The following is a 24320-nucleotide window of genomic DNA, read 5'->3' on the forward strand; positions in this document are numbered from 1 at the left end:
TTCAGGTGTTGAGGAGCGACAGGACCTCTCGGCGGAGTTGCTCCATCGTGGCCGGGTCGGCCGCCTCGACGTTGAGGCGGAGCAACGGCTCGGTGTTCGACGGGCGCAGGTTGAACCACGCCCCGTCCGGCCGGGTGATCGTGAGGCCGTCGAGGTGGTCCGCGGCGGCGCCGTCGGCGGTGTAGTGCGCTTCCACCCGGGCCAGTACGGCGGGAACATCGGCGACCACGTTGTTGATCTCGCCGCTGTCGGCGTACCGGGAGAACTGGGCGGTGAGCGCCGACAACGGCTGATCTGTTTCGCCGAGCGCGTCCAGGACGTGCAGGGCCGTCAGCATGCCGGTGTCCGCGCGCCAGAACCGGCGGAAGTAGTAGTGGCCGGAGTGTTCGCCGCCGAACACCGCGTCGTGGTCGGCCATGGCCTGCTTGATGAACGAATGTCCGACCCGGCTGCGTACGGGCACACCGCCGTGGTCGACGATCTGCTCGGCGACGGCTTTGCTGGTGATCACGTTGTAAACCACCGCCGAACCCGGGTCGCGGGCCAGCTCGCGGGTGGCGATCAGGCTGATGATGTTGTTCGGGGAGACGGCATCGCCGTTCTCGTCGACGAAGAAACAGCGATCCGCGTCGCCGTCGAAGGCGAGGCCGGCGTCGGCGTGATGCTGTTTGACCGCGGCACGCAGGTCGACAACGTTCGCCGGATCCAGCGGGTTGGCCGGGTGGTTGGGGAACGTACCGTCCAGCTCGAAGTACAGCGGCACGAGGTCGAAGGCGGACCGGTCGAGTACGACGGGGGCAGTGCGCCCGGCCATGCCGTTGCCGGCGTCGACCACGATCTTGAGCCGGCGGTTGCCGCTGAGATCGACGAGACCGTGCAGGTACTCCGCGTACTCGGTCAGCAGGTCCTCGGAGTGCACGGTTCCGGCCGGCCCGTTGTACGCGGGCAGTCCCGTCTCCAGCAGGGTCCTGATCTCGCGCAGGCCGGTGTCCTGGCCGACCGGTGCTGCACCGGGCCGGCAGAACTTGATGCCGTTGTAGGCCGGCGGGTTGTGGCTGGCGGTGATCATCGCGCCGGCCACGTCACGCGCGCCGGAGGCGTAGTACAGCATGTCGGTGGACGCCAGACCGATCGCGAGGACATCGGCGCCACGGCTCGCGGCGCCGTCGGCCACCGCGGCGGCGAGCTCGGGGGAGGAGACGCGCATGTCGTGTCCGACCGCGATCAGTGCGGCGCCGCTCACCTCTGCGAAGGCTGCGCCGGCGCGGAAGGCCAGTTCGGCGTTCAGTTGGTCCGGGACCGTGCCGCGGATGTCGTACGCCTTGATCAGTGCGGCAAGGTCCTGCATGACGGCTCCTTGGCTAGTAGGTGCACCCGTGCGGTACGGGCGTTCACGACGATCGGTCCAGCCGCGCGACGCCGATCTTGGCGTCCGCCATTCCGTAGAAGACGTAGTGCACGCCGTCGAGCTCTTCGATCGCGGTCGGGAACACGACGTTGCCGACCGTGCCGATACGTTCCTCCTCGGTCTCCGGCGCCAGGATCGGTTCGGGAGTCCGGTCGAGCACCCGAGTGACGTCGGACGGATCGAGCAGCAGCGCACCTGCGGTGTAGCTGACCTTCTGGGTTGTCGGATCGAATCCCTTCGGCTGCTCGCCCGTGACGCCGTGGTGGATCACCAGCCAGCCCTCGGGGACGCGCAGCGGGGCCGGGCCGGCGCCGATCTTGAGTTCCTCGAAGGGATGCTCCGGCATCGCGACCAGCCGGTGATGCCGAAGGTGGACGAGGTTCTCCAGGCCGCGCTCGACCTCGGCGACCGGCACGAACGACACCCAGATGCCTGGCCGGTCGTCCTCGACCCCGGCAGGCAGGTGCACGCCTTCGCCCTCACGGAACCAGCCGAGGTCCCACATCGGCCGGTGCAGCATTGCGTACGACGGCACTCCGTCCGGACCCGGGACCGGCTCGGGGAAGAACACAGTGTCCTTGTTCGGGAACAGGTTCAGGTCCGTGTCGAGATCGGGCTGATACTCGAAGTGCAGCGGGCCGAGCCGGGTCCAGGTGCGCAGGTCGTCGCTGACCGCGAGCGCCGGCTTCGGGCCGAGCGGTCCGTACGCGACGTACGTCATGACGTGCTTGCCCAGCGACGGGACCCAGGTAACCCGCGGGTCCTCGACGCCGGCGTTGTTCAGCCCGCGTTCCCACCCTTCGTCGGGCGCCAGGACGATGCCCTCGCGCTCGACCCCGGTCGGAACGCCGTCGGTCAGCAGGACCCGCGCCAGGCCCACCCGCGAGACGTTGCCCGCAGCAACCAGCCGGGGGAGCAGGTACAACCCATCATCGGGCGTGTGCCCGGACGCCGGGTTCAGCACGCCCTCGGCCTCGAGGGCGTTGCCCGGCTCCGGCGTCATCAGGACGCCGACCCGGGTCAGCGTGTAGGGAACGGTCACGATAAGCCCCTCACGAGTTAGCCTTTGACGCCGGACGACAGGTTCGTCGAGATGAACCGGCGCTGGAAGATGATGAACAGGGTGACCGCGGGCGCGGCCAGGACGCAGGCCCCCGCGAGTACGGCACCGAACGGGTTCGCCGCTCGGGCCGACACGGTCGTCAGGTAGTTCGACAAGGAGACGGCCAGTGGCTGCAGGTGCTGCTGCTTGGTGATCAGGAACGGCCAGAGGAACTCGTTCCACGGTCCGATGAAGGTCAGCAGCAACCCGGTCAGCAGCGCGGGCTTCACCAGTGGAAGGGCCACCCGCCAGAGGGTGCTGACCTCGTTGGCGCCGTCGATGCGGGCCGCGTCGAACAGCTCCTGCGGCAGTTGCAGGAAGTACTGGCGGAAGACGAACACCGCGGTCGAGTTGATCGCGAACGGCGCGATCATCCCCAGGTACGAGTCCGCCAGCCCGTAGCTGCGGACCATCATCACGTACAGCGGAATGGTCAGCAGCTGGAACGGGATCACCTGCACGAGCAGCATCAGGCCGAACACCGCGCCGCGCCCGCGGAACTGCAACCGTGCCAGCGCGTACCCGGCGAGCACCCCGAAGACCAGCGTGCCGAGCAGGACACCACCGGTGAAGATGCCGGAGTTCAGCAGGGATCTGCCCAGGTCGATCGCGGCATCGATCTCGGCGTAGTTCTTGCCGGTGAGGTTGCCCGGCTCGGGGAACGCGCCGGCGACGGACGGGTCCGGTTCGGCCTGCAGACTGCCGATCAGCATGTAGTAAAAGGGGAACAGGAACACGAACGCCCCGAGCAGCAGGGCCACGAACCGCCACGGAAACCTCATTGGTCCTCCCGCCCGACGAACCGGCGTTCGACCAGTGCGAGCAGCAGGACACCGATCACCAGCAGGACGCCGATCGCAGAGCCCACATCAGGCTTGCCCTGCTCGATCCCGCGCTGGTACATGATCAGTACGGGGGAGGCGGACGCTCCGTCCGGCCCGCCACCGCCGGTCAGCAGGTACGGCTCGGTGAACAGGTTCGCCCCGGTCACCGTGGCGAGCAGGACCACCAGGATCGTGGCCGGCCGGACGCCTGGGACGGTCACGTTCCAGAACGACTTGAGCAGGCCCGCACCGTCGACCGAAGCCGCCTCGTACAGGTCCTTGGAGACGTTCTGCAACGCGGCGAGGTAGAGCAGGATGAAGAAGCCGAGCTGCTTCCAGGTCACGTAGATCGCGACCGTCGGCATCGCCAGCTCCGAGTTGACCAGCCAGGACGGATCAGGGGCGAGCGGTCCGAGGACGGAGTTGACCAGGCCGTTGGAGTTGAACAGGAACAGCCAGACACCGACCACGGCCACGCTAGCGGTCACGTACGGCACGTAGTAGCTGACCCGGAAGAACCCGCGCCACCGGATCGCGCCGTTGAGCGCGTACGCCAGCACCAGCGACAGCACCACCGTCAGCGGCACGTTGATCAGCAGGAAGATGCCGACGTTCACGAACGCCCGTCGCACCGCCGGGTCGGACAGCACCGCGGCGTAGTTGTCGAGTCCGACGAACGGCCGCTCGACGATCGCGCCGGGTGCGGTGAAGAAGTAGTCGTGGAAGGACATGTAGACGGCGAACCCGAGCGGGTAGGCGAAGATCGCCATCAGGAACACGACGTACGGCGCGACGAACGCGGTACCGATCGGCTGCTTGCCCAGAGCCGTACCGAGGCCCCGTCGGTTCATGACTGCGCGGCGAGCTGGTCGATCTTCGGGGCAAGGTCGTCGAACGTGGTGCCCGGGTCGGCCTGCCCGAAGATCACCGCCTTGGAGTACGCGTCACGGAACGTCTGCCAGATGGTGATCGAGTTCGGTACGTTCGGCACCTCGACCGTACGGGCTGCCTGGTCGGCGAACTGCTGGTAGTCAGGGTTCTGCTGGAAGTAATCCGGGTACACCGTGGCGACCTTGTCGCGCAGGGGCATCTGGCCGGTGGCCGCCAGCAACTTCCCGTCCTGCTCCTTGCTCGTCGCGAACTTGAGGACGTCCCACGCCGTGCCGCGGTTCTTGCACGCCGAGTACATCGCGACGTTCTTGGCGTCACTGAAGGTGTAGATCTCGTTCGCGGGCTTGCCGGACGAGGTCGGAACCGGTACGGCGCCCCAGTCGACCTTGCCCTTGTACGTGGCGATCGCCCACGGACCGACCACGGCCATCGCGGCGGTGCCGTCGACGAACGCATCCCCGGTGTACTTCTCCGGCGACGCCAGCTTGTCCTGGTACATCGTCCGCCAGAAGCCGGCGACCTTCTTGCCTTCGTCGGAGGCGAACTGCGACTTGCCGTCGGCGATCAACTGCTTGCCGCCGGTCTCGGCCGCGAACAGCGGGTAGAAGTCGAACCAGGACTGGTAGAACTCGTTGCTCGGCGCCGGGTAGATCGCGACCTTCGCAGCCTTGGCGGCAACCAGTTTGCGGGACGTGGCCAGGAACTCGTCGTACGTCGCCAGCGGCGGCTTCGCGGTGTCGATCCCGGCCGCGGTGAAGGCCTTCTTGTTGTAGAAGATCATCACCGGGTTGTCCTTCCACGGCAGCTGGTAGTACTTGCCGTCGGTGGACCTGTACTGCTCCGCGACCTTGCCGCTGCGGCTCTCGATGTAGTCCCTGGCGCCGTCGAAGCCGTCGAGCGGCACCAGGCCGCCCTGCTTCTGGAACTGCGACACCGAAGCCGGCGAGGTGTTGAAGATCAGACAGGGTGCGTTACCCGCGGTGATCGCGGCGCCGATCACCTCCTCGGAGCTCTTGCCGGTCGGGATCTCCTGCGTGGTGACCTTCTGATCCGGATGCGCAGCGTTCCAGGCGGCCACCATCTGCTTGCCCCACGCCACTTCCTCGGCGTTGTTGGACATCCAGATGGTGATCTCGCCGTGCGCCTGGGCGGCCGCGTCCGCATCACCACTGTCGCCACCCCCGCACGCAACGGCGGTCCCGGTCAGCCCCAACGCCAGCAGCGCGGCGGTCAGCCCACGCCTCTTCGCTGTGCCATGCATAGCTCCTCCAACGAAATCGGGTGACATCAGGAAGCCTGGTCCGCAGGGGCGTGGTCTCGCGCCCGGGAGAGACCCTGGTCGGTCACTGGTCCCGTCCGTGGTGCCATCCCCGGGTACGCTGCCTCCGTGATCGTTGATGCGCACTGTCACGCGTGGCGGAGCTGGCCGTACGACTGGCAGGTCCCTGATCCGGCGACTCGCGGCAGTGTCGAGGCGCTGCTGTACGAGCTGGATCAGGCCGGGGTCGATCGCGCGGTGATCGTGTCCGCGCGGATCGGCGGCGGGGATCCGCGGACCGACAACCTGGACAACAACGAGTTCGTGGCGGCCGCGGTCGCCGAGCACCCGGATCGGCTGATCCAGCTCGCCGACGTCGATTCGTTCTGGTCGGACACCCACCACACCCCTGGTGCGGCGGCGCGCCTGGCCGACGTGATCACCCGGACCGGTGCGGTCGGGGTGACGCATTACTCGACCGGCGCCGACGACGGCTGGTTCGACAGCCCGGACGGGGTCGAGTTCTTCGGGCGGGCCGCCGAGCTCGGGCTGATCGCGAGCCTGCACACGCCCCCGGAGTGGCAGCCGGCGATCGGCCGGCTCGCGCAGCGGTATCCGGCGATGCCGATCCTGGTGCACCACCAGGGCCACGTCCCGACGGCGCCGGACCGGCTGGCCGAGCAGCTGCCGCTACTGCTGGCCAACGCCGTGCACCCGAACGTGATCATCAAGCTGTCCGGGTTCCACTACATCGTGGATCCGCCGTACGACTACCCGTACCCGACCGCCATGGCCACGCTGCAGCAGGTGCACGCGGCGTACGGCGGCGACAGATTCGTGTGGGGCTCAGACTTCCCGGTGGCGCGTCGGCACCTCACGTACCGGCAGTCGCTCGAGGTCGTTCGCAGCCACTGCCCGTTCCTGAACGACGACCTCCCTGCCATCCTCGGCGGCACGATGCAGCGGCTGCTCGAGGCGGCTAGAAAGTAATCAGCACCTTTCCGGGCGCCGGGGATCCGTCGGTCAGTTGCTCGAAGGCGCGCTGCGCACCGTCCAGCGTGACCCGCTCCGAGATCAGTTCGCCGATCGCGGCCGGCGCCGAACTGACGTAGTCGGCCATCGCGACGAACTCGTCCGCCGGATAGGTGAAGCTGCCGATCACGGTCCGTTCGTCGACCGACACCCGGTACGCGGCGAGATCGAGTTGCGGGCTCGCCATCCCGACCATCACGACCCGGCCGCCGGTGACCGTCGCGCCGAGCGCGTCGCCCAGCGACGCCGACGACCCGACGGCATCGACTGCGATCGTCGCCGGGCCACCGTGGCCGGCGAGCTGCTCGGCCAAGGGCGCCGCCTTCGGGTCGAGTGCCACGGCGCCGAGCCGCTCGCACAGCGCCCGCCGGCCGGGATCGGGTTCGCTGACCATGACCGCAGCCGGCCCGGCGTGGCCGGCGGCGACGATCACCGACTGACCGATCGGGCCGCCGCCGAGCACGAGCAGCCGGTCGTCGGCGGTGAGGCCGCCTCGGCGCAGCGCGTGGTAGGCGACCGCCAACGGCTCGACCAGTGCGCCGAGCTCGGCGGGCAGGTCGTCGGCCAGCCGAACCAGGTTGCGGGCCGGCACGGCCACGTACTCCGCGAACATCGACACCAGCGACGGGTCGACACCGATCAGCCGTTTGGTCGCACAGTGCTGCTCGGCATGGGCCAGGCAGGCCGGGCAGCGGCCGCAGGCGATCACCGGATTGACCGTCACCAACTGCCCGGCCTGCAACCCGCCGTCGACCGACGTACCGAGCTCGACGATCCGGGCCGCGGTCTCGTGGCCCATGATCTGACCCGGTCGGCGGCGTCCGTTCTCGCCGGTGAAGCCGTGCAGGTCGGAGCCGCAGATCCCGGTCGCGATCGTACTGATCAACACCTCGTCGGCCGCCGGCTCGGGCCGCTCCCGCTGCACGACTCGGAGATCGCCGAAGCCGTGCAGCACCAGCGCCCGCATCACTTGAGCCCCGTCGTGGAGATGCCGTCCATCAGCAACCGCTGGAAGACGGTGAAGAAGCCGAGGATCGGCAACAGTGACAGGAACGACATCGCCATCATCTGCCCCCACGAGGATTGGCTGGTCGAGTCGACGAACGTACTCAACGCGACCGGAACGGTGTAGCCCTGGACACTGCGGCCGAGATAGAGGAGCTGGGAGAAGAAGTCGTTCCATGTCCACAGGAACGTGAAGACCGCCGTCGTCGCCACGGCCGGCACGGTCAGTGGCAGGATCACGTGGAAGTAGAGCCGGTACGGCCCGCAGCCGTCGATCTTCGCGGAGTCGTCGAGCTCCCTGGGCAGGCCGCGGATGAACTGCACCATCAAGAACACGAAGAACGTGTCGACCGCGAGGAACTTCGGCACCACCACCGGAAGGAACGTACCGACCCAGCCGAGGGACTTGAACATGATGTACTGCGGCACGATCGTCGCCTGGAACGGCAGCATGATCGTGCCGAGCATCAACGTGAAGAACAGTCCACGCAGCGGGAATCGCAGCCGCGCGAACGCGTACGCGGCCAGTGAGCACGAGAAGATGTTGCCGAGCACCGCCGCCACGCACAGGATCAGCGAGTTCAGGTAGAACCCGGTGAACGGGACACCGAGCGCGGTCCACCCGTCGAGGTAGTTGGAGAACTTGAACTGCGACGGGATCAGCGAGGTGGAGGAGAAGATCTCGGACTCGGGCTTCAGCGACGACGAGATCATCCACAGCAGTGGATAGCTCATGAAGATCGCGCCGGCGATGAGCAGCAGATGGAGTACGCCGCGCGGCAGCCTGCCGTTGCGGCGCGCGGAGGCCTTCCGGACGGCGGCCGTGCCGATCCCGAGCGCCGTCACTTCGACCGGTCCAGGTAGAAGACCCAGTACCGCGAGGTCAGGAAGAACCCGGCGGTGAAGATCGCGATCGCGAGCAGCAGCACCCAGGCCATCGCGGTGCCGTAGCCCATGTGCAGCAGGCCGAACGCCTGCTGGTACAGGTACAGGCTGTAGAGCAGCGTCGAGTCGACCGGGCCGCCGGAGCCGCCGCTGATCACGTACGACTGGGTGAACGACTGGAATCCACCGATCACCTGCAGGACGAGGTTGAAGAACACCAGCGGGGTCAGCAGCGGGAACGTGATCCGGAAGAACTGCTGGCGCCAGTTCGCGCCGTCGACGCGGGCGGCCTCGTAGTACTCCGCGGGGATCTGCCGCAGCCCGGCCAGGAAGATGATCATCGGCGAGCCGAACTCCCAGACGGACAACAGGATCAGGGTGTAGATCGCGGTGTGCGGGTTGGCCAGCCAGTCCGGCGGCGTCTGCCAGCCGAGCGACCGCAGCACGCTGTTGACCAGCCCCTGGCCGGAGAACAGTTGCCGCCACAGCACCGCGACGGCGACACTCGCGCCGAGCAGCGAGGGCAGGTAGAAGATCGAGCGGTAGATGTTGAGGCCGCGTATCCCGCGGTTGAGCAGGGTGGCGAGCACCAGCGCGAAGGCGACCTTCAGTGGCACCGACACGAACACGTAGAACAACGTGACCCGGACCGAGGCGAGATAGCGCTCGTCGTGGAACAGGTCGAGGTAGTTCTGCAGGCCGATCCACACCGGCGAGGAGAGCAGGTCGTACTTGGTGAACGACAGGTAGAGCGAGGCGATCATCGGGAACAGTGTGAGGCCGATGAAGCCGAGCAGCCACGGCAGCAGGAAGACGTACCCGGCGATCGCCTCGCTCCGCCTCGTGCGGTTCACGAGGTGAGGGCCTTCGCGGCGTCGGACATGAACTTCTTCGCCGCGGCGGCCGGCGACACGTGATTCAGTGCGACCGACTGCTCGGCGCGGTTGAGCGCGTCGCCCACCGCGGCCGAGTTGTCGGGATCGAGCTGCGACTTCGGCCGGGCCTTCGCCGCGTAGTCGCTCATGAACTGGACCTGCACCTGGTCGTACGGCTTCAGAGTCGGCGTCACCAGGCCGCGCGCGGCTGCCGATGCCGGCACTCCGCGCTCGACGCCGAGGATCTTCAGCGCCTCCGCGTCATGGAGGAAGAAGTTGATGAACTGGGCCGCGACCTGAGGCGCCTTCGAGGTGGCCGCGACCGAGAAGAACTGCGACGCCTGGACGAAGTCGCCGGCCTGCTTGCCGCCGCTCGGCAGCCGGGTCATCGCGAGCTGATCCTTCATCAGGATCTGGAACTGGCCGAGATAGTTGGTCCACTGCGAGGCGAACACCGCCTTGCCGAGAGCGATCGGCGCGGCGTTCGCGGCGCTGTTGGCGATCTCTGCCGCCTCCAGCTGTCCGGTGATGTTGATCCCGGCGGCGCGCAGATCCTGCCAGTACTGCAGATACTCGGTGACGTCGGCTTCGGTGTACGCGACCTTGTTGTCGGGCGTGTACTCCTCGGGATAGCGCTGCCGCATCCAGGTCGTGAACAGCGGGCCCTCGAGATGATCCACCGCGTACACGCCGGCGGGCAGCTTGGCCTGCAGAGTGCGCAGATAGCTGGCGAAGGCGTCCCAGGTGATATCGGCATCGGGCGGCTCGACACCGGCCCGTTCGAGCATCGACTTGTTGTAGATCAGCCCGGGCATGTTGCCGCCGATGGTGACGGCGTAGAGCTTCCCGTCGACCTGGCCCTGCTCGATCTGCCCCTTGTCGACGTCGCTGATGTCGATCGTCTTGTCGTCGACGTACTTGGTGAGCTCGAGCAGCTGTCCCTTGCGCATGTACTGCGGCACGTAACCGCCACCCAGCTGGATCACGTCCGGCAGTCCACCGCCGGCGGCCTGGGTGTTGAGCTTCTGGAAGTAGCTGTTGAAGTCGGAGAAGCTCGCGGTCACTTTGACGTTCGAGTGGGCCTTCCCGAACAGGGAGATGACCTGCTGGGTGCGCTTGGCGCGATCGTCGCCGCCCCACCAGTTCACGAGGATCTCGGCGCTGTCTCCGGCGGCGTTGCCACCCCCGCCGCCGCTGCCGGCGACACCACTGCAAGCGGTCAGTCCGGCTGCGGCGGCGCTCGCTCCGAGCGCGGCACCAAGGAATGCGCGGCGTGTGGTCATGGTCGGTACTCCTCTTGCTCAGACGCTCGGTGGCAGCCGCGGCTCGATCGGCTGCAGGATCGCGCGGCGCTCGGGCGTGAGCCGGGCCAGCAGTTCCTCGGAGTAGCGGTAGCCGCCGCGGGTGCTCGCCCACGCGGGTCCGTACCGGTAGATCACGGTGCGGCGTTCGCCGTCCTTGGTGGTTCGGGAGGCGGCGCCGTGCGCGATCGTGTCGGTGAAGATCATGACGTCGCCCTTGTGCAGCTCGGGTGCGACCACACCGACCATGCCGTCCATCTGCGTACCGCGGAACTCCTCGAACTGCGGATGCGGGAAGTTCGACTTGTGGCTGCCCGGGATGACGAGCGTGCCGCCGTCGCCGGGACCGATGTCGGTGAGCGCGACCAGTACGTTGACCTGGGCGCAGCGGAACACGCCGTCGACGTAGCGGTACTGCCCGCGCATCGCCTTGCGGTACCCGCCGGAATGGACCTGCAGGAAGCCGCCCTCGGTGCGCTTGGCCGCGAATGCCTCGTCGATGAAAAGCCCGGCGACGTAGGACTCCTCCTCGCCGGCCCAGTGCCGCATGCACTCGATCCAGGACGGGTGATCGATCAGCCGCTCGAACGGCTCACCGGCCTCGATCACGTTCTGCAGTTCGTACTGCTTGCCGGGATCGCGGGCGCCGGCGGAGCGTTGCACGTTGCCCCACCAGTCGCCGGGCGCGATGTCGGGGAAGTTGTCGAAGGCCTCGTTGAGATCGTCGATCAGCTCGGGCTCGACGGCCTGCTCCTTGATCAGGAAACCGTTGAGGTCGAACAGGTAGTCGTCCATCGGGCTGGCAGCTACCGGAGCCTTGGCCGGCTTGGCGTGCTGGGTGGTTGTCACGGTCGGGACGTCCTCTCCACGGTGAGCTTGACCACACATTGAGGCAGGTATACACACCGCCGCTCGCAGGTTCAAGAGTGTGGCGACTAGTTCATGTCTGTGAACCTAGGTCGAATGCTGGGGGGTGACGATCTGGGGCGTGGTTCACTAAGCTGAACTACGGTTTGTGATGGTGAACCGATCGATGCCGCCCGGCGCGGCGCTGGAGGGCGTGCGATGGCGGAGTCGGTCAAGTCGGCGGAGCGAGCGTTGCGGATCGTCGAACTGCTCGCCGAGGCCGGGCGGCTGGACTTCCCGGTGATCTGCGCGCGGCTTGCGCTGCCCAAGAGCAGTGCGCACGCGCTCCTCGCCACGTTGCGGACGACCGGGTTCGTCTCCTTCGACGCCGAGTCGCGCCTGTACGGGGTCGGTCCGCGCGCGTGGGAAGTCGGTCAGGCGTACATCGCCGATCTGGATGTTGCCGAGGCCGCAGGCCCTTATTTACAACGGGTCCGGGACGCGCTGGGGGAGACCGTGCAGCTCGCCGTACTGGACGGGATCGACAACGTGTATCTGCGCAAACTCGACTCCGACCATCCGCTGCAGCTGGTCAGCCGGGTCGGCAGCCGGCTGCCTGCGTACGCGACCGGGCTGGGCAAGGCGCTGCTGGCCGGGCTCACCGACGAAGAGGTTCGTCGGCGATTGGCGGGCGTCGAGCTGCGCCGGTTCACCGCGCGGACCGTCGCGGGCACCGATCAGCTGATCACCGAACTCGCCCGGATCCGCCGGCAGGGCTACGCCACCGACCGGGGCGAGTACAGCGAGGGCGTGTTCTGCGTCGCCGCGCCCATCGTCGGGCCGACCGGCACCGTCGCGGCGATGAGTGTGTCGATCCCGGACGTGCGCGTGACCCCCGAGGTGCGGCGGCGCACCGCCGACACCCTCGTCGCCGAGGCGGCTGCGTTGTCGGCCGAGCTGTCCGATCCCTCCCTCGCCCAGAGGAGTGCCCGACCCTGATGAAGATCAGTGCGATCCGTACTGTTGCGCTGCCGCCGCAGCCGGCGATCGGTGCGGACCATCCCGACGCCCGCCGGCCGTCCTGGCTCGCGGACGGTCCGGTGGCCAACCCGATGAGCGGCTATCCACGCTATGCCGCGTACCGCCCGAGCTGGACGCCGACCTGGCCGACGTTCGGCTGCGTGGTCGAGGCGGAGGACGGCACCGTCGGCTTCGCGGTCGGCCAGCACGGCCGGCCGGTGGCTGCGGTGATCGAGGATTTCCTGGGTCCACGGCTGATCGGCGAGGACGCGATGGCCACAGAGAAGTGTTACGACATGGCGGTCCGGATGTGTGCGCCGTTCGGTGCGGCCGGACTGGCGTCGTACGCGATCAGCGCGATCGATCTGGCGCTGTGGGACCTGAAAGGCAAGCTGCTCGGTCAGCCGGTCTACGCCTTGCTCGGCGGGCCGGTGCGCGACGAGCTCGAGTGTTATGCGACCGGCGGAGACGCCGACTGGTACGCGGAACTCGGGTTCCGCGGCGTCAAGCTGCCCTGCCGGTACGGGCCGGCCGACGGCCTCGACGGGATCCGCAAGAACGTTGCCCAGGTCGCCGAGGCTCGTGCGCAGGTAGGCGACGACATCGAGATCATGCTCGACTGCTGGATGGCGTTCGACGTCGACTACACGGTGCGGTTGGCGGAGGCGCTGCGACCGTACCGGGTCGGCTGGCTGGAGGAGTGCCTGCCGTCCGCCGATCTGCTGTCGCATGCGGAGTTGCGGCGCCGGTTGCCGTGGCAGCCGTTGGCAACCGGCGAGCACTGGTTCGGCGTGGAGCCGTTCCAGTACGCGGTGGCCAACCGGCTGGTGGACATTCTGCAGCCGGACATCAGCTGGGTCGGCGGGATCACCCCACTCAAACGGATCTGCGCGATCGCCTCGGCGGCGGGTGTTGCCGTGATGCCGCACGCGCCGGGCAACACCGCGTACGGCCAACACGCCTGCCTGGGCATCACCGGCATCAACTGGACCGAGTTCTTCGTCGGCTCCCCACCCGGCGTCCCCCTGGCCGTCTCGGCCCGCGCACCAGGCATACCGACCCCGCTCGACGGCCGGATCACCCCCTCAACCGCACCGGGCTTCGGCGTCGAACTCACCCCGACGGAACTGCCCACCTTCCTCAACTGACAGTTGATACCGCGATTCAGGCCACCGCCGACTGGCGGGCAGCGCCGATCCCAACAGGAGCGGTTATCCACGCGTGTTGTGCCTTCTCTACTGGTATGCCAGGGGAGAGGGCACCACGACGGAGGAGAACCCCTTCCGTGGTTGGGGGTTGATGGGTTCAGTGGTTGGTGGAGGTTGTGATGTGGGCCCATCGGGTGGCTTCTTCGGCGCGTGAGGTGGAGGCCTTGGCGGCCAGGTCGAGGGCGTCCTTGCCGAGCAGGAGGCGCAGCGGCGGCTCGTCGGCCGCGACGATGCCGATGATCGCCTGGGCTGCCTTGGCGGGGTCGCCGGCCTGGGTGCCGTCGGTCTCGGTGCGGTACTGGTTGATCCGGCCGACTGTGGCCTCGTAGTCCGCACCGACCTGGTGAAGCTTCATCGAGGAGCCGCCCCAGTCGGTACGAAAGGCGCCGGGCTCGATGATCGTGACCTTGACGCCGAACGGTTTCACCTCGTTGTTCAGCACCTCGGAGAACCCTTCGACGGCGAACTTCGCGGTCTGGTACGCGCCCATGCCCGGTGTTCCGCCTGCCCGGCCGCCGATGGAGGAGAACTGCAGGAAGTGGCCGCTGCGCTGCGTGCGGAACACCGGGAGCGCCGCCCGGGTGACGTTGACGACCCCGTACAGGTTGGTCTCGATCTGGGCCCGGAAGTCGTCCTCAGCGATCTCCTCGATCGGAGCACTGTTGGCGTAACCAGCATTGTTCGCCACCACGTCCAGGCCGCCGAACACCTCCTGCGCGGTCCGTACGGCCGCACGCGCAGCCTCGGCATCCGTGACGTCGAGGGCAACGGCGTGGATCGCGTCGCCGTACTCCTTGACCAGGTCGTCGAGCTGCTCGGGACGGCGGGCCGTGGCGAGTACGCGGTCGCCGTTGTCGAGTACTGCCTTGGTCAGCGCACGGCCGAGGCCACGCGAACTGCCGGTGATCAGCCAGGTCTTACTCATGTCCATCTCCAGTGAAGTCGTAGTGGGTCACACCAATGTAGCGATTAGGTAAGTTAAATAGCTCACTGATGTGGCAGTAAAGAGTGTAACCGCCACGCCATGTAGATTGTTCCCGTGAGAGCCGACGCCGTACGGAACCTCGAGACGATCCTGAGTACCGCCGCGCGGCTGCTCGCCGCCGATCCGGGCGCGAGCATGGTGAAGATCGCCGCCGAGGCGGGCGTGGACCGACGTACCGTCTATCGCCAGTTCGAGTCGCGCGAGACGCTGCTCGCCGCGGTCTACGCAGCGCGGTACGACGCCGTTGAGGTCGCTTTCGAGAACGCCCGATTGAGCGAGGCACCGGTTGCGGTGGCGCTGCACCGCTACGCGGAGGGCATCATCATCGCTACCCGCCAGTGGCCGGTCGCGTTCGACCAGATGACCGGCGATCCCACAACCGCGGTCCGACGCGAACAGCTCGGGGATCGGCTCGATGCCTTCATCCGTCGCGCGATCGACGAAGGGCTGTTCCGCGCAGATCTCCCGGACGGGTGGATCGAGGCGCTGCTACGCCAGGTCATCAAGGTCGCCGCCGACGACATGCCCCACCTCGAGGCCGCCCAGGCCGCGGACCTCGCCGTCGCCACCATCCTGAACGGAGTCGGCCAGAGCTGACAGGTGCGCGCTAGTGGTCGGGCGGCAGATGGCGCGTGTCGATCAGATCCTGGGCGACGTCTCGCAGCTTGCGGTTGTTCGTCTGCGAATAGCGACGCAGTACGTTGAACGCCTGGTCGGGGTCGAGATCGAAGCGTTCCATCAGGATCCCCATCGCCTGACCGACGAGCTTGCGGGCATCGACGGCCTGAGTGAGGTTCTCGCCGCGGCGCGCGGTGCCGATCGCAACCGTCGCGTGCCGGGCGAGAATGTGGGCGATCGCCAGATCGTCGGCGCTGAACGAGTGCGGGCGCTCGCCGTAGACGCTCAGCACCGCCTGGGTGCGCCCCTCGACGGCGAGCGGCAGGTGCATCGCGCTGAGAATCCCGGCCGCGACCATGTCCTCCCGCCATTGGTCCGACCAACGGCGTTCCGCGGAGGTGTCCGGGATCAGGACGACCTCGGCACGCTCGACAGTTTCGGTCAGCGGACCTTCGCGGTCCTCGATCTCCCGCTGCCGAAGCTGCGTCAGCTTGAGGTCCGTGAGGGCCACGAACTCGGGCTCAAAGGTGTTCGCGAACAGAGTCACCGAGGCGTACTTGCACGACACGGCCTGTAGCGCGAACTGCGCCACCGCCTCGACGGTCTCTTGGACGCCGCCCGCCGCATGCAACTCTTCTGCCAGCCGGGCAAACTCCGCGGCAGCCCCGAATTCCGCATCTCTCGGCACTGATACCCCCACTTCCAGACACACCAACGCACCGCCAACAGGTGCACCCACGTCTCCGGAGTGATCGCAGCAGACCAATTATGCACGTGCTGGTCAGCTGGGTCAGTGCGGCTGGCTGGTTTCGGTGCCGAGTCCGTACTTGCGGAGCTGGTCGTCGAGCGTTCCGTGGTTCTGCGCGTCGATGAATTCCACCGACAGGGCGCGGAGCTTCACGTTCGAGTTCTGCGAGCAGCGGGTCAGCACCTTGAACGCGATGTCCGACGTGATCCCGTACCGGTGCATCAGGATCCCTTGCGCCTGACCGATGGTCGCCCTGGTCCCGAGGGCGATGTGCAACTGCTCGACGAGCTTGGCGCTGTCGTCGTACAGCTGGACGTTGTCGAACGCGACCCCCGCATTGAGCGCGAACAGCAGGACGATGTCGTACGACGTACTGCCGAAGGCATCCGGCTTGATCGAGAACAAGCTGAACGCGGCGGCGCCTTCTCCCCGCGTGGGCAGCGGCAGGAACACGCAGCTGCGATAGCCGGCGTTGATCGCCGCGGCGGCGAAGTCGGGCCAGCGGAAGTCGGCCGCCAGGTCGCCGATCCGGTGCGGCTCGCCGTACTGCAGGGAGTCGCGCAACGGGCTTGCCGGTGCGATCAGTTGCGCGCCGAGGGCAGCGCGTGACGGCTCGGCGACAGCCTCGGCGATCCGGTGATGGCGCGCCACGATCTCGGGCTCGCCGTTCGTCAGCACCGAGACCGACGCCTCGTCGCAGTCGGCGACCGTCTGCACCACACGACTGACGAACCGGCTCAGTGTGCTCGTGACGTCGTCGTCAGCCACCAGCCGGCTGACCTCGGACAGCTCCTGGGCGAGCTCCAGAATTGCGTCACTCATACCGCCATCTTGCACTGCCGACCGGCATCGTGGACCAATCGGCTAACGGCTCGGTAGCGATCGGGGGAGACCGAAGGAGGGAAGTGCCGTGTTTTCGAACCGGATCATCGCGCTGATCCGGTCGCCGGCGAGCGTGAGCACGTAGAGGCCGGTTCCGCGACGGACGCCGCTCGGGTCGCGCAGGTAGGCGCCGAAGGCCGGCTGGCCGTTCGCCCGCGTCGGTACGAGGTCGAAGCTGCGACCGGCCCCGAACAGCAAGTTGCAGAACTGAGCGACCAGGTCCCGGCCCTCGTACTCGAGCGGCAGCGGCGGCATCGACATGAAGACGTCGTCGGTCAGCAGGGTCACCAGTGCGTCGACGTCCGCGGTCTCCCAGGCCTGGACGAACTGCGCCACGATCTCGTTCTCGACGGGTGAGCCCGCGGCCGGAGGTGGCGGTTGGCCGGTGACCCGTCCGGTCTGCAGGCCGGCGCGGGCTCGTTTGAGGGCGCTCTTGACCGAATCGACGGTCGTGTCGAGCATCTCGGCGACCTCGTTCGCGTGGAACCCGAGGACATCGCGCAGGATGAGGACAGCGAGCTGGCGCGGCGGCAGGAGCTGCAGAGCGGTGACGAACGCGAGCGAGATCGACTCGGACTGTTCGTAGCGGGCCTCGGGCCCGAGCGGTACGTGGATCGCGTCGTCGAGGAGGGCATCGGGAAAGGGTTCGAGCCAGACGACCTCGCCGAGGCGGCTGGGTTCTGGCGGCTCGACTCCTGGGATGTCCCAGGCCTTGGCCGCGCGCCGGCCGGCCGAGCGGAGCGTACTGAGACACCGATTGGTGGCGATCCGGTAGAGCCAGGTGCGGATCGAGGCGCGACCGTCGTACCCGCCGAGACCCCGCCAGGCCGACAACAGGCTGTCCTGCAGCGCGTCCTCGGCATCCTGGAACGATCCGAGCATCCGGTAGCAGTGCACCTGGAGCTCGCGGCGGTGCGGTTCGGTCAATGCCCGGAACGCCTCGTCGTCGCCGGACCGCGCCCGGCTGATCAGATCGGTTCTGATCGACTCCACTTCGCCGCCTCTCCACCGCACTTGTCGGTCGCCTTCACCTTATGGACGCCGGCCGCGGGCGAAAGGGGGCGGTACGGGAGCGCCCCCTTTGCGATCGTCGCGGCGTCTAGCCCAGTGGTAGCCGACAAGACAAGGAGTACCGCAATGGGACGAATCGTGGTGAGCGAGAACATCTCACTCGACGGAGTCATCCAGGACCCGACCGGTGAGGACAACCTGGGGCGCGGCAACTGGTTCGCGCAGATCGGTGAGCAGAACCTCGGGGCGTGGGCGAAGGTCGAGCTCGCTGAGGCCCTCGGCGCCGAGGCGCTGCTGATGGGGCGCCACAGCTATGAGTGGTTCGTTGCTCGGGGGTGGGCCTCGTCGCGTACCGGTGAGTGGGCGGATCGGCTGCGCAGCCTGCCCAAGTACGTTGTCGCGTCCTCGGCTCTCGACGGTCCGGACTGGGGCAACACGACGGTCTTGAAGGGGGACGTGATCGACGAGGTTTCCAAGCTGAGGCAGGAGGTGGACGGGGACATCGTCGTCTACGGCAGCGGGCGTCTCGTGCACACGCTGTGGGAGCACAACCTGGTCGACGAGCTACGCCTGATGACGTACCCGGTCGTCGTCGGAGCCGGCGAACGCCTCTTCGGCGAGACAAGTGCAGCCACGCCTCTGCACCTGGTCAGCACGCGCGCCGTCGGCGACGGCCTGGCCTTCCTCACCTACCGCGTCTAGCAGCCGGAGCGGGCGGCCGGTGTTTGCCGGCCGCCCGCTTGCATTACCTGAGGCCGAAGGCCCGGATGATCGTTTGGCTGATGCCACCGCCGTTGCGTTGTTTGGCGGTGACGCGCACTGATATCTGCCCGGCCTGCGGCGGCGCGTGCAGCCGCGTCTCCCAGCTGCCCTTGTTCTCCTTCAGTTGCACGCGTTGCCAGGTCGCCCCGTCGTCGTACGAGACCTCAAGCCCTACCGAGACCACTGCGTCTTGCCGGGCACTGCTGCCCAGCACCACCGGGTTGACGGCGAAGACCGAGTTCCGCTTCGCCCGCCCTGCCGCATCGACGTCCACGCCGTAGTCGAGCTGGGCCAGCGGCAGCGGCGCGTTCTCCGCCTCGCCGGACGTGAAGGTCCACTCGGTGTGCGTGCTCGTCGAGTACGGCGTCAGTTCGGCGTTCCCGGCGGTGTCGGCCACCAACCGGTACGGCCGCTTCTCCGGTGCCAGGTCGCCCACGCCGAAGTCTGGCCGCGGACCGTTCCCGACCAGCTTCTCGTCGCCCTGGTACAGCGCGAAGCTGCGCGTCATCAGGCCGTCGCCGCTGTGCGCGGACCCGCCGTCACCGAACCCGGCGATCATGCCGCCCATCGCGTTGCCGACCCGGTGCGGGAGCTCGAAGTCGAGCATCCGCGGCCGCACGATCGGACCGAACCACCGCTGGCTCTGCACGCTGCGCGGCCGGTAGCTCGTGATGTCCGTGAACGTCGACCAGCCGTTGATCGAGGCGTACTGCTGCCACTTCGCGCCCGCCGACACCCAGTCCGTCCGGTGCCCGACCGCGGGCTTCGCCGGGAACCGCGGTACCCGGACCGACCCGAAGACGGCGTACGGGAAGGCGGCCGGCCAGTGCTCGTACGCGGGACTGTCCTCGCGGCTCTCCAGGACCTGCTGCCCGTTCGGGGGAGCGAAGTCGTTCTCGATCCTGGCGAGGCTGCCGGGGTCCGTGGCCGCGGACGGGTCGTCCGGGACCTTGCCCTGGTGGTAGTCGACCAGGTCGTACAGGTACGACGGCACCGGGTTGGCCGCGACGGTCAGCTCGGTACGGCGGGTGGTGAGCTTCTTGATCAACGCCTCGCCGTCGTCGAAGGTGAGCGACGCCGTCGGGATCGGGCCGAGGGCCCGGCCGTCGGCTCCGCCGTACCAGTCGTTGTAGCGGCCGATGCCGTCGTTGACCACGAGCAGCATGGCCGCGCCGGCGGCCTGGGCCGCAGCGACCCGCTCCGCGGGCGGTACGTCGATGCTGTTGCGGACCACGACTGCCTTGCCGCGGGCGGAGACACCGGCGTACTCGGCGGCCGTGCCGGTGCCGGCAAAGACAGCCGGGACGCGCGTCGCGCCGGCGCGGAACGCAGGAGAGCCAGGCTGAACGAGCAGCGCGTCGTCGAGACTGTGGCGATCGTAGCTGATCGTCAGCGGCGTCTGCTCGGCGCGGAACCGCGTGGTCATCACGAAGCTTCCGGTACGGACCTTGTTCTTCGTCGGCAGCGCCCAGAAGCTGTCGTAGTCCGGCGGCGGCATGAAGATCTCGTGTAGCGCCGTCGTGTCGTTGGGGTCCTGTTGCGCCGAGTTGAACGACCGGAACAGGTCGAACCTGCTCGTGGTGACCGTCGTCGGCTTCGGGGTGTCAACCTTGATCGGGCGGCTCCGCGAGGCGTCCAGGACCACGTCCCGGTCCGCGGTCAGGTCGACCTCGGGCGCGGTCAGGAAGGCCAGGCCGAGCGAGTGCGGGCCGTGGCTGCCGGGTACGTCCAGGGTCGAGACGATCGTGTACGAGCCGGGCGCCCACCGGCTGGTGAGCTCGCCGTCGGTTGCCCACAACATCGTGGACTTTCCGTCCGGGCCGGTGACCTCGACCTCGCCGCTGACCGGCTTGCCGTTCTGGTCCTTCAGATGGACGGTGAGGTTGTACTTCTTGGGCTCGACGGACAGGCCGACGGCCGTGTGTACGGTGCCGGCCGAAGAGCTCGCGATGACCTGAGCGGCGTACTGGCCGGGGGCCAATCCGTTCGGGTCCGCCGTGAAGCCGACCGCCGCGGTGCCCATCGCGGGCACTGTCACCTGGGTCGCGGCGAGGCGGAAGATCCCGGCGTGGTCGGTGGACAGTTGCAGCGTGAGCGGCGTGTCCGTGGTGTTGCGGTAGCTGATCTGCCGCGTGACCGGCGTCCGGGTCGGCTTCGGCGACCACGGGACGAGCCCGGCGTCGACTGATCCGCTGGCGACGACCTGGCCGTGCAGCGAGGCCGCAGCGACATCGACGCGTCCGGTCCCCGCCTGGTACGGCGTGTACGCGGGCGTCAGCTTGCTAGTGCTCATCAGCGCGTCCTTGAGCTGCTGCCCGGTCCAGTCCGGGTGCTGGGCGGCGAGCAGGACGGCCGCGCCGGCGACGTGCGGAGCCGCCATCGACGTACCGCTGTCGGTCCGGTAGAAGCCCTCGCCGCCGTCGTTGATGTACTGCGACCGCGCGGCCAGGACGTCGACGCCGGGCGCGGTCAGGTCGGGCTTGAGGCCGTCGTCCATCAGCCGCGGGCCGACGCTGGAGAAGTCGGCCAGCTGGTCCGAACCGTCCACCGCGCCGACGGTCAGGGCGGCGTCCGCGGTACCCGGTGAGCTGACGCTGTACGGGTTGCTCCCCGAGTTGCCCGCGGCAATCACGAACAGGGCACCGGTCTCGGCGCTCAGCTCGTTCACGGCCTGACTCAGCGGATCGTCCTGGGTGTGCCAGGCCGGCGTCCCCAGGCTCATGTTGATCACCTTGGCGTGCTCGGTCCGAGTCGCCCATTCCATCCCGGCGATGATGCCGGAGATCGGGCCGGAGCCGCTGTCGCCGAGCACCTTGCCCACGATGAGATCGGCGTCCGGTGCGACGCCTCGTTCCTTGCCGTCCGAGGCCGCGCCGGTACCGGCGACGGTCGACGCGGTGTGCGTGCCGTGACCGTTGCGGTCCAGGACGTCCTCACCGGCCACGAAGCTCTTGGTCGCGACGATCCGCGGCGCCAGGTCCGGGTGCCCCAGGTCTGCACCGGAGTCCAGAACTGCGACTCGCACGCCCTTGCCGGTCACGCCCGCCGCCCACGCCGCGGGCGCGCCGATCTGTGCGGTGGTGTCCGCGAGCATCGTCCGCGCCTTGCTGTCGAGCCAGACCTTGCCGATCCCCGCCGCGAACGACGGCGCTGCGGCGGTGCTCGCCTTCGCCCGCAGACCGCTCTGCCCGGTCAGCGCCGACCAGAGCGCACCCGCTTCCGACTTCTCAGCCTTGACGGCCGCGCCGTCGACCGACGGCAGCTCGAGAGTGGTGGTCGTGCCCGGCAGCGCCGAGCGGCGCGCGGACTTGGCGGCCACGCCGGGCGAGCCGGTGACGACCAGCGGCAGCTCCTTGCTCCGGGCGTTGTCGTAGCCCTCGGCCACCAGTTCGCTGACGTTGAACAGCTGCTTGTCGAGTTGCCCGGTGGCCACGTACGGCATGGCGGCGCCGGGGTAGACGAATGTGTCGCCGTTCTCGACGCTGACCCGTACCGGACCGGTCGACCGCGGGGCGCGTTCGACGGCCTGCACCGACACGGCGCGCCCGGGACCGGGCGCGACCGTGACCTTGTCACCGGTGATGAGCGTGAGATCGAGAGGTGTCCCGCCGGCCGCGGCCGCGCCGCCGGCGGTGGGGAGAGGTGGGGGAGGTTCGGCGCCGGCCGTCGTCGGAGTGACAAGACCGGCGACCAGGAGAAGCGCAGCGCCCGGCACGAGCAGCCGGCGGGCAGAAGAACGCATAGTGTCCTCTCGGTGGTCTGGGGTGACCGAATCTGATCAGCACCGAGGGACAGCTGTAAACGAAATGCCCTTTCTCGCCAGCAACACCCAGATTTGGCAAGAATGGGCACCTTCGTGACCGTGACGGCTCAATGTGGCGAAGGCCAGGTCGCCTCCGTGATCTGCCCGCTCCGGACGTCGAGGGTCAGTTGGATCGGGCCGTCGGGCATGACGTACAGCTCGTACCGTCCTTCTGGAACGTCGGAGAAGACTGCCGAGTGGATGACCTGTCCGTCGGGGGACGGGCGTGGGACGACCGCGACATGCGGGAAATGGGCACCCCCGTGACGGTGACCATGTCCATGTCCGGCGCCTTCGTGGGTGTGCGCCGGCGGCGCCGTCGTCTGCCCGGCCGGGCGTCGTTCGATCTCGCTGTCGACGAGGTCGGCCGGCATGGTGACGATGATCGCGCCGATGCCGTCGCCGATGTCGAGCAGGACGGAGGAGCCCTTGCCGGCGTGGGGATTCTCCTCCGCGTTCGTCAGTGGCTTGGTCATGACACCGCAGGCGTACCGGGCTTGGACGAGTAGCCGCCGGCCGGCGTGCCGAGGTACGGGAACGTGGTCAGGTAGTCGGAGTTCGTGTTCGACGTACCATCCTTGATCGCTCCGGCCGCGTCGTCGGGCTTGAACGTGGGGTCGACCAACGGGATCGTGATGCCGGCGACCGCGCGGAGCTCGACGGTCACGACGTCGTCGAAGACCCGGCGGCCGTTCGGGAAGCCGGCTGCGTCGCCGGCGACCAGGCCGAGCGGGTTCGGCGACTTGGCCGGTGGTACGGCGACGTTCAGCCGCAGCATGTCGGCCTGGACCGGTCCGGTGTTGTTCTGGAATCCGGGGACGACGCCCTTCGGGATGCCGGTCAGGAGGATCGCGGCCAGGTCCGCGCGCGGTTTCTTGTACGCCGCCAACCGCGGGAACACTCCCGGGTACAGCACCGGCAGCAGGCCCGCCAGTTCGGGCTTGGTGACGTACTCCGCGAAATGCTTGTCGTCGTGGGGCGAACGGCTGTTCCACCTGTCCTTCTCGGCCATCGGGACGATGACCTCGTTGAACAGCGGGTTGCCCAGCCGGGAGACCTGCTTGTACGGGCCGTGCCAGACCGGGATGCCGAGCAGGTCGTCGAGGATCTTGGACTGTTGCCGGCTCGCGCTCGCGTAGACACCGATGACGGACCCGGGGGCCATCACGTCCTTGGGTGCCTTGCCGTCGCGGGTCAGGTCGGCGATCGGGACCTGGAGCGCGATGGTGTGTACGTTCGAGCCCTGCAGACCGTTGACACCCATCGCGGCCGCGGACGGGATCAGGTGTGCCATCTGGAACGGGCGCAGCGTTCCGAGGTCGAAGATGCTGCCGAGGTCGGCGAAGAAGCCGTCGGCGCGCTGGCCGGCGAACACCCTGCGATGGGTGCCGATGGTGTGGATGCCTTCGGCGGCCAGTTTCGGGTAGTTCGGCGTACTGCGGATGCCGACGTTCACCGGCGGCGCGGCGAGATCGCGGGCCAGGATCCGGGCCCGGCCGTGCTCGACCCGGGTGACGGAGTAGAACTGCGGACGGTTCCAGTTCGGGTCCTTGATCGAGGCGATCGGGCCGGTGTTGTACAGGAACGTCTTCTTGTTCCGGATCTCGGCGTGGAAGCGGAACTGGTAGCTGATGTCGGCGAGGCCGGTACCGCTGTTGGAGATGTGGATCTGGTACAGCACGTCATCGCCGAACTCGTAGAAGTTCGGTCCGCCGTACGGATTCTGGAACGGGATGAAGTTGGCGATGATCGTGACGGTGTCCGGCTGGTCGGGCGACACGAACGCATAGACGTCGGTGTTGTCGGCGACCGGGTCCTTCGAGATTTCCGGCGCTTCGCGGTGCGAAGACATGAGGA

The 24320-nt window shown here is 68.0% G+C and carries 22 protein-coding genes; 5 read left to right on the forward strand and 17 right to left on the reverse strand.

What is annotated here, in order from left to right:
* Window position 1: 1 nt before the first annotated feature.
* The 5 genes from ACGFI6_RS32520 to ACGFI6_RS32540 are packed head-to-tail and all read right to left on the reverse strand — an operon-like array spanning window position 2 to window position 5486.
* Window positions 2-1348, reverse strand: coding sequence for a phosphomannomutase/phosphoglucomutase (locus tag ACGFI6_RS32520; RefSeq protein ID WP_393125391.1), 1347 nt, complete (start codon window positions 1346-1348; stop codon window positions 2-4).
* A gap of 43 nt (window positions 1349-1391) precedes the next feature.
* Entirely contained in the window at window positions 1392-2450 is a 1059-nt protein-coding gene (locus tag ACGFI6_RS32525; protein ID WP_393125393.1) for a glycosidase, read from the reverse strand.
* Window positions 2451-2467: 17 nt separating this feature from the next.
* Window positions 2468-3292 carry a carbohydrate ABC transporter permease gene (locus ACGFI6_RS32530; protein ID WP_393125395.1) on the reverse strand — a complete coding sequence of 275 codons (825 nt, stop codon included), beginning with the start codon at window positions 3290-3292 and terminating at the stop codon, window positions 2468-2470.
* Window positions 3289-4185 carry a carbohydrate ABC transporter permease gene (locus ACGFI6_RS32535; protein ID WP_393125397.1) on the reverse strand — a complete coding sequence of 299 codons (897 nt, stop codon included), beginning with the start codon at window positions 4183-4185 and terminating at the stop codon, window positions 3289-3291. Before ACGFI6_RS32535 ends, ACGFI6_RS32530 begins: the two co-directional genes overlap by 4 nt.
* Window positions 4182-5486 carry an ABC transporter substrate-binding protein gene (locus ACGFI6_RS32540; RefSeq protein WP_393125399.1) on the reverse strand — a complete coding sequence of 435 codons (1305 nt, stop codon included), beginning with the start codon at window positions 5484-5486 and terminating at the stop codon, window positions 4182-4184. Before ACGFI6_RS32540 ends, ACGFI6_RS32535 begins: the two co-directional genes overlap by 4 nt.
* 126 nt (window positions 5487-5612) lie before the next feature.
* Here ACGFI6_RS32540 and ACGFI6_RS32545 point away from each other — a divergent pair, with 126 nt between their 5' ends.
* Window positions 5613-6473, forward strand: coding sequence for an amidohydrolase family protein (locus tag ACGFI6_RS32545; protein ID WP_393125401.1), 861 nt, complete (start codon window positions 5613-5615; stop codon window positions 6471-6473).
* Here the strand turns inward: ACGFI6_RS32545 and ACGFI6_RS32550 are convergent.
* Genes ACGFI6_RS32550 through ACGFI6_RS32570 form a run of 5 tightly spaced genes read right to left on the reverse strand, consistent with a single transcriptional unit; the run spans window position 6463 to window position 11430 of the window.
* A complete protein-coding gene (locus ACGFI6_RS32550) occupies window positions 6463-7482 on the reverse strand; it encodes a zinc-binding dehydrogenase (RefSeq protein ID WP_393125515.1) in 1020 nt (339 codons plus the stop codon). The genes ACGFI6_RS32545 and ACGFI6_RS32550 overlap by 11 nt on opposite strands.
* Window positions 7482-8366, reverse strand: a complete 885-nt coding sequence (locus tag ACGFI6_RS32555) for a carbohydrate ABC transporter permease (RefSeq protein ID WP_393125403.1) — start codon at window positions 8364-8366, stop codon at window positions 7482-7484. The genes ACGFI6_RS32550 and ACGFI6_RS32555 overlap by 1 nt, the downstream gene beginning before the upstream one ends.
* Window positions 8363-9259, reverse strand: a complete 897-nt coding sequence (locus ACGFI6_RS32560) for a carbohydrate ABC transporter permease (protein ID WP_393125405.1) — start codon at window positions 9257-9259, stop codon at window positions 8363-8365. The genes ACGFI6_RS32555 and ACGFI6_RS32560 overlap by 4 nt, the downstream gene beginning before the upstream one ends.
* Window positions 9256-10563 (reverse strand): ABC transporter substrate-binding protein, encoded by a 1308-nt coding sequence (locus ACGFI6_RS32565; RefSeq protein ID WP_393125407.1) that lies wholly within the window; start codon window positions 10561-10563, stop codon window positions 9256-9258. The genes ACGFI6_RS32560 and ACGFI6_RS32565 overlap by 4 nt, the downstream gene beginning before the upstream one ends.
* An 18-nt stretch (window positions 10564-10581) precedes the next feature.
* Window positions 10582-11430, reverse strand: a complete 849-nt coding sequence (locus ACGFI6_RS32570) for a phytanoyl-CoA dioxygenase family protein (protein ID WP_393125409.1) — start codon at window positions 11428-11430, stop codon at window positions 10582-10584.
* Window positions 11431-11646: 216 nt separating this feature from the next.
* Here ACGFI6_RS32570 and ACGFI6_RS32575 point away from each other — a divergent pair, with 216 nt between their 5' ends.
* Together ACGFI6_RS32575 and ACGFI6_RS32580 are read left to right on the forward strand one after the other, a co-directional pair.
* Window positions 11647-12426 (forward strand): IclR family transcriptional regulator, encoded by a 780-nt coding sequence (locus ACGFI6_RS32575; protein ID WP_393125411.1) that lies wholly within the window; start codon window positions 11647-11649, stop codon window positions 12424-12426.
* Window positions 12426-13595 carry an enolase C-terminal domain-like protein gene (locus ACGFI6_RS32580; protein ID WP_393125413.1) on the forward strand — a complete coding sequence of 390 codons (1170 nt, stop codon included), beginning with the start codon at window positions 12426-12428 and terminating at the stop codon, window positions 13593-13595. Before ACGFI6_RS32575 ends, ACGFI6_RS32580 begins: the two co-directional genes overlap by 1 nt.
* A gap of 157 nt (window positions 13596-13752) precedes the next feature.
* Here ACGFI6_RS32580 and ACGFI6_RS32585 read toward each other — a convergent pair whose 3' ends face one another.
* Complete coding sequence (locus ACGFI6_RS32585) at window positions 13753-14580, reverse strand: oxidoreductase (RefSeq protein WP_393125415.1); 828 nt, start codon at window positions 14578-14580, stop codon at window positions 13753-13755.
* Between the two features lie 114 nt (window positions 14581-14694).
* Between ACGFI6_RS32585 and ACGFI6_RS32590 the strand changes: the two genes are divergently transcribed.
* Window positions 14695-15237, forward strand: a complete 543-nt coding sequence (locus tag ACGFI6_RS32590; protein ID WP_393125417.1) for a TetR/AcrR family transcriptional regulator — start codon at window positions 14695-14697, stop codon at window positions 15235-15237.
* Window positions 15238-15247: 10 nt separating this feature from the next.
* On the opposite strand, the gene ACGFI6_RS32595 is transcribed toward ACGFI6_RS32590, so the two are convergent.
* The 3 genes from ACGFI6_RS32595 to ACGFI6_RS32605 form a co-directional block, all read right to left on the reverse strand.
* Window positions 15248-15946, reverse strand: coding sequence for a GAF and ANTAR domain-containing protein (locus tag ACGFI6_RS32595; protein WP_393125419.1), 699 nt, complete (start codon window positions 15944-15946; stop codon window positions 15248-15250).
* Between the two features lie 102 nt (window positions 15947-16048).
* Window positions 16049-16828 carry an ANTAR domain-containing protein gene (locus tag ACGFI6_RS32600; RefSeq protein ID WP_393125421.1) on the reverse strand — a complete coding sequence of 260 codons (780 nt, stop codon included), beginning with the start codon at window positions 16826-16828 and terminating at the stop codon, window positions 16049-16051.
* A gap of 42 nt (window positions 16829-16870) precedes the next feature.
* Window positions 16871-17881 (reverse strand): sigma-70 family RNA polymerase sigma factor, encoded by a 1011-nt coding sequence (locus tag ACGFI6_RS32605; RefSeq protein ID WP_393125423.1) that lies wholly within the window; start codon window positions 17879-17881, stop codon window positions 16871-16873.
* A gap of 144 nt (window positions 17882-18025) precedes the next feature.
* Between ACGFI6_RS32605 and ACGFI6_RS32610 the strand changes: the two genes are divergently transcribed.
* A complete protein-coding gene (locus tag ACGFI6_RS32610) occupies window positions 18026-18601 on the forward strand; it encodes a dihydrofolate reductase family protein (RefSeq protein WP_393125425.1) in 576 nt (191 codons plus the stop codon).
* 43 nt (window positions 18602-18644) lie between these two features.
* Here the strand turns inward: ACGFI6_RS32610 and ACGFI6_RS32615 are convergent, their stop codons facing one another.
* The 3 genes from ACGFI6_RS32615 to ACGFI6_RS32625 all read right to left on the reverse strand — a co-directional run bounded on the left by ACGFI6_RS32615 (window position 18645) and on the right by ACGFI6_RS32625 (window position 24315).
* A complete protein-coding gene (locus ACGFI6_RS32615; RefSeq protein ID WP_393125427.1) occupies window positions 18645-22403 on the reverse strand; it encodes a S8 family serine peptidase in 3759 nt (1252 codons plus the stop codon).
* A 128-nt stretch (window positions 22404-22531) separates the two neighbouring features.
* Window positions 22532-22939, reverse strand: coding sequence for a hypothetical protein (locus ACGFI6_RS32620; protein WP_393125429.1), 408 nt, complete (start codon window positions 22937-22939; stop codon window positions 22532-22534).
* Window positions 22936-24315: a DUF4331 domain-containing protein gene (locus tag ACGFI6_RS32625; RefSeq protein WP_393125431.1), complete on the reverse strand. Its 1380-nt coding sequence runs from the start codon at window positions 24313-24315 to the stop codon at window positions 22936-22938. Before ACGFI6_RS32625 ends, ACGFI6_RS32620 begins: the two co-directional genes overlap by 4 nt.
* Window positions 24316-24320: the final 5 nt, after the last annotated feature.

The sequence above is a fragment of the Kribbella sp. NPDC048928 genome, from assembly GCF_043197975.1.
In the GTDB taxonomy this organism is placed as follows: domain Bacteria; phylum Actinomycetota; class Actinomycetes; order Propionibacteriales; family Kribbellaceae; genus Kribbella.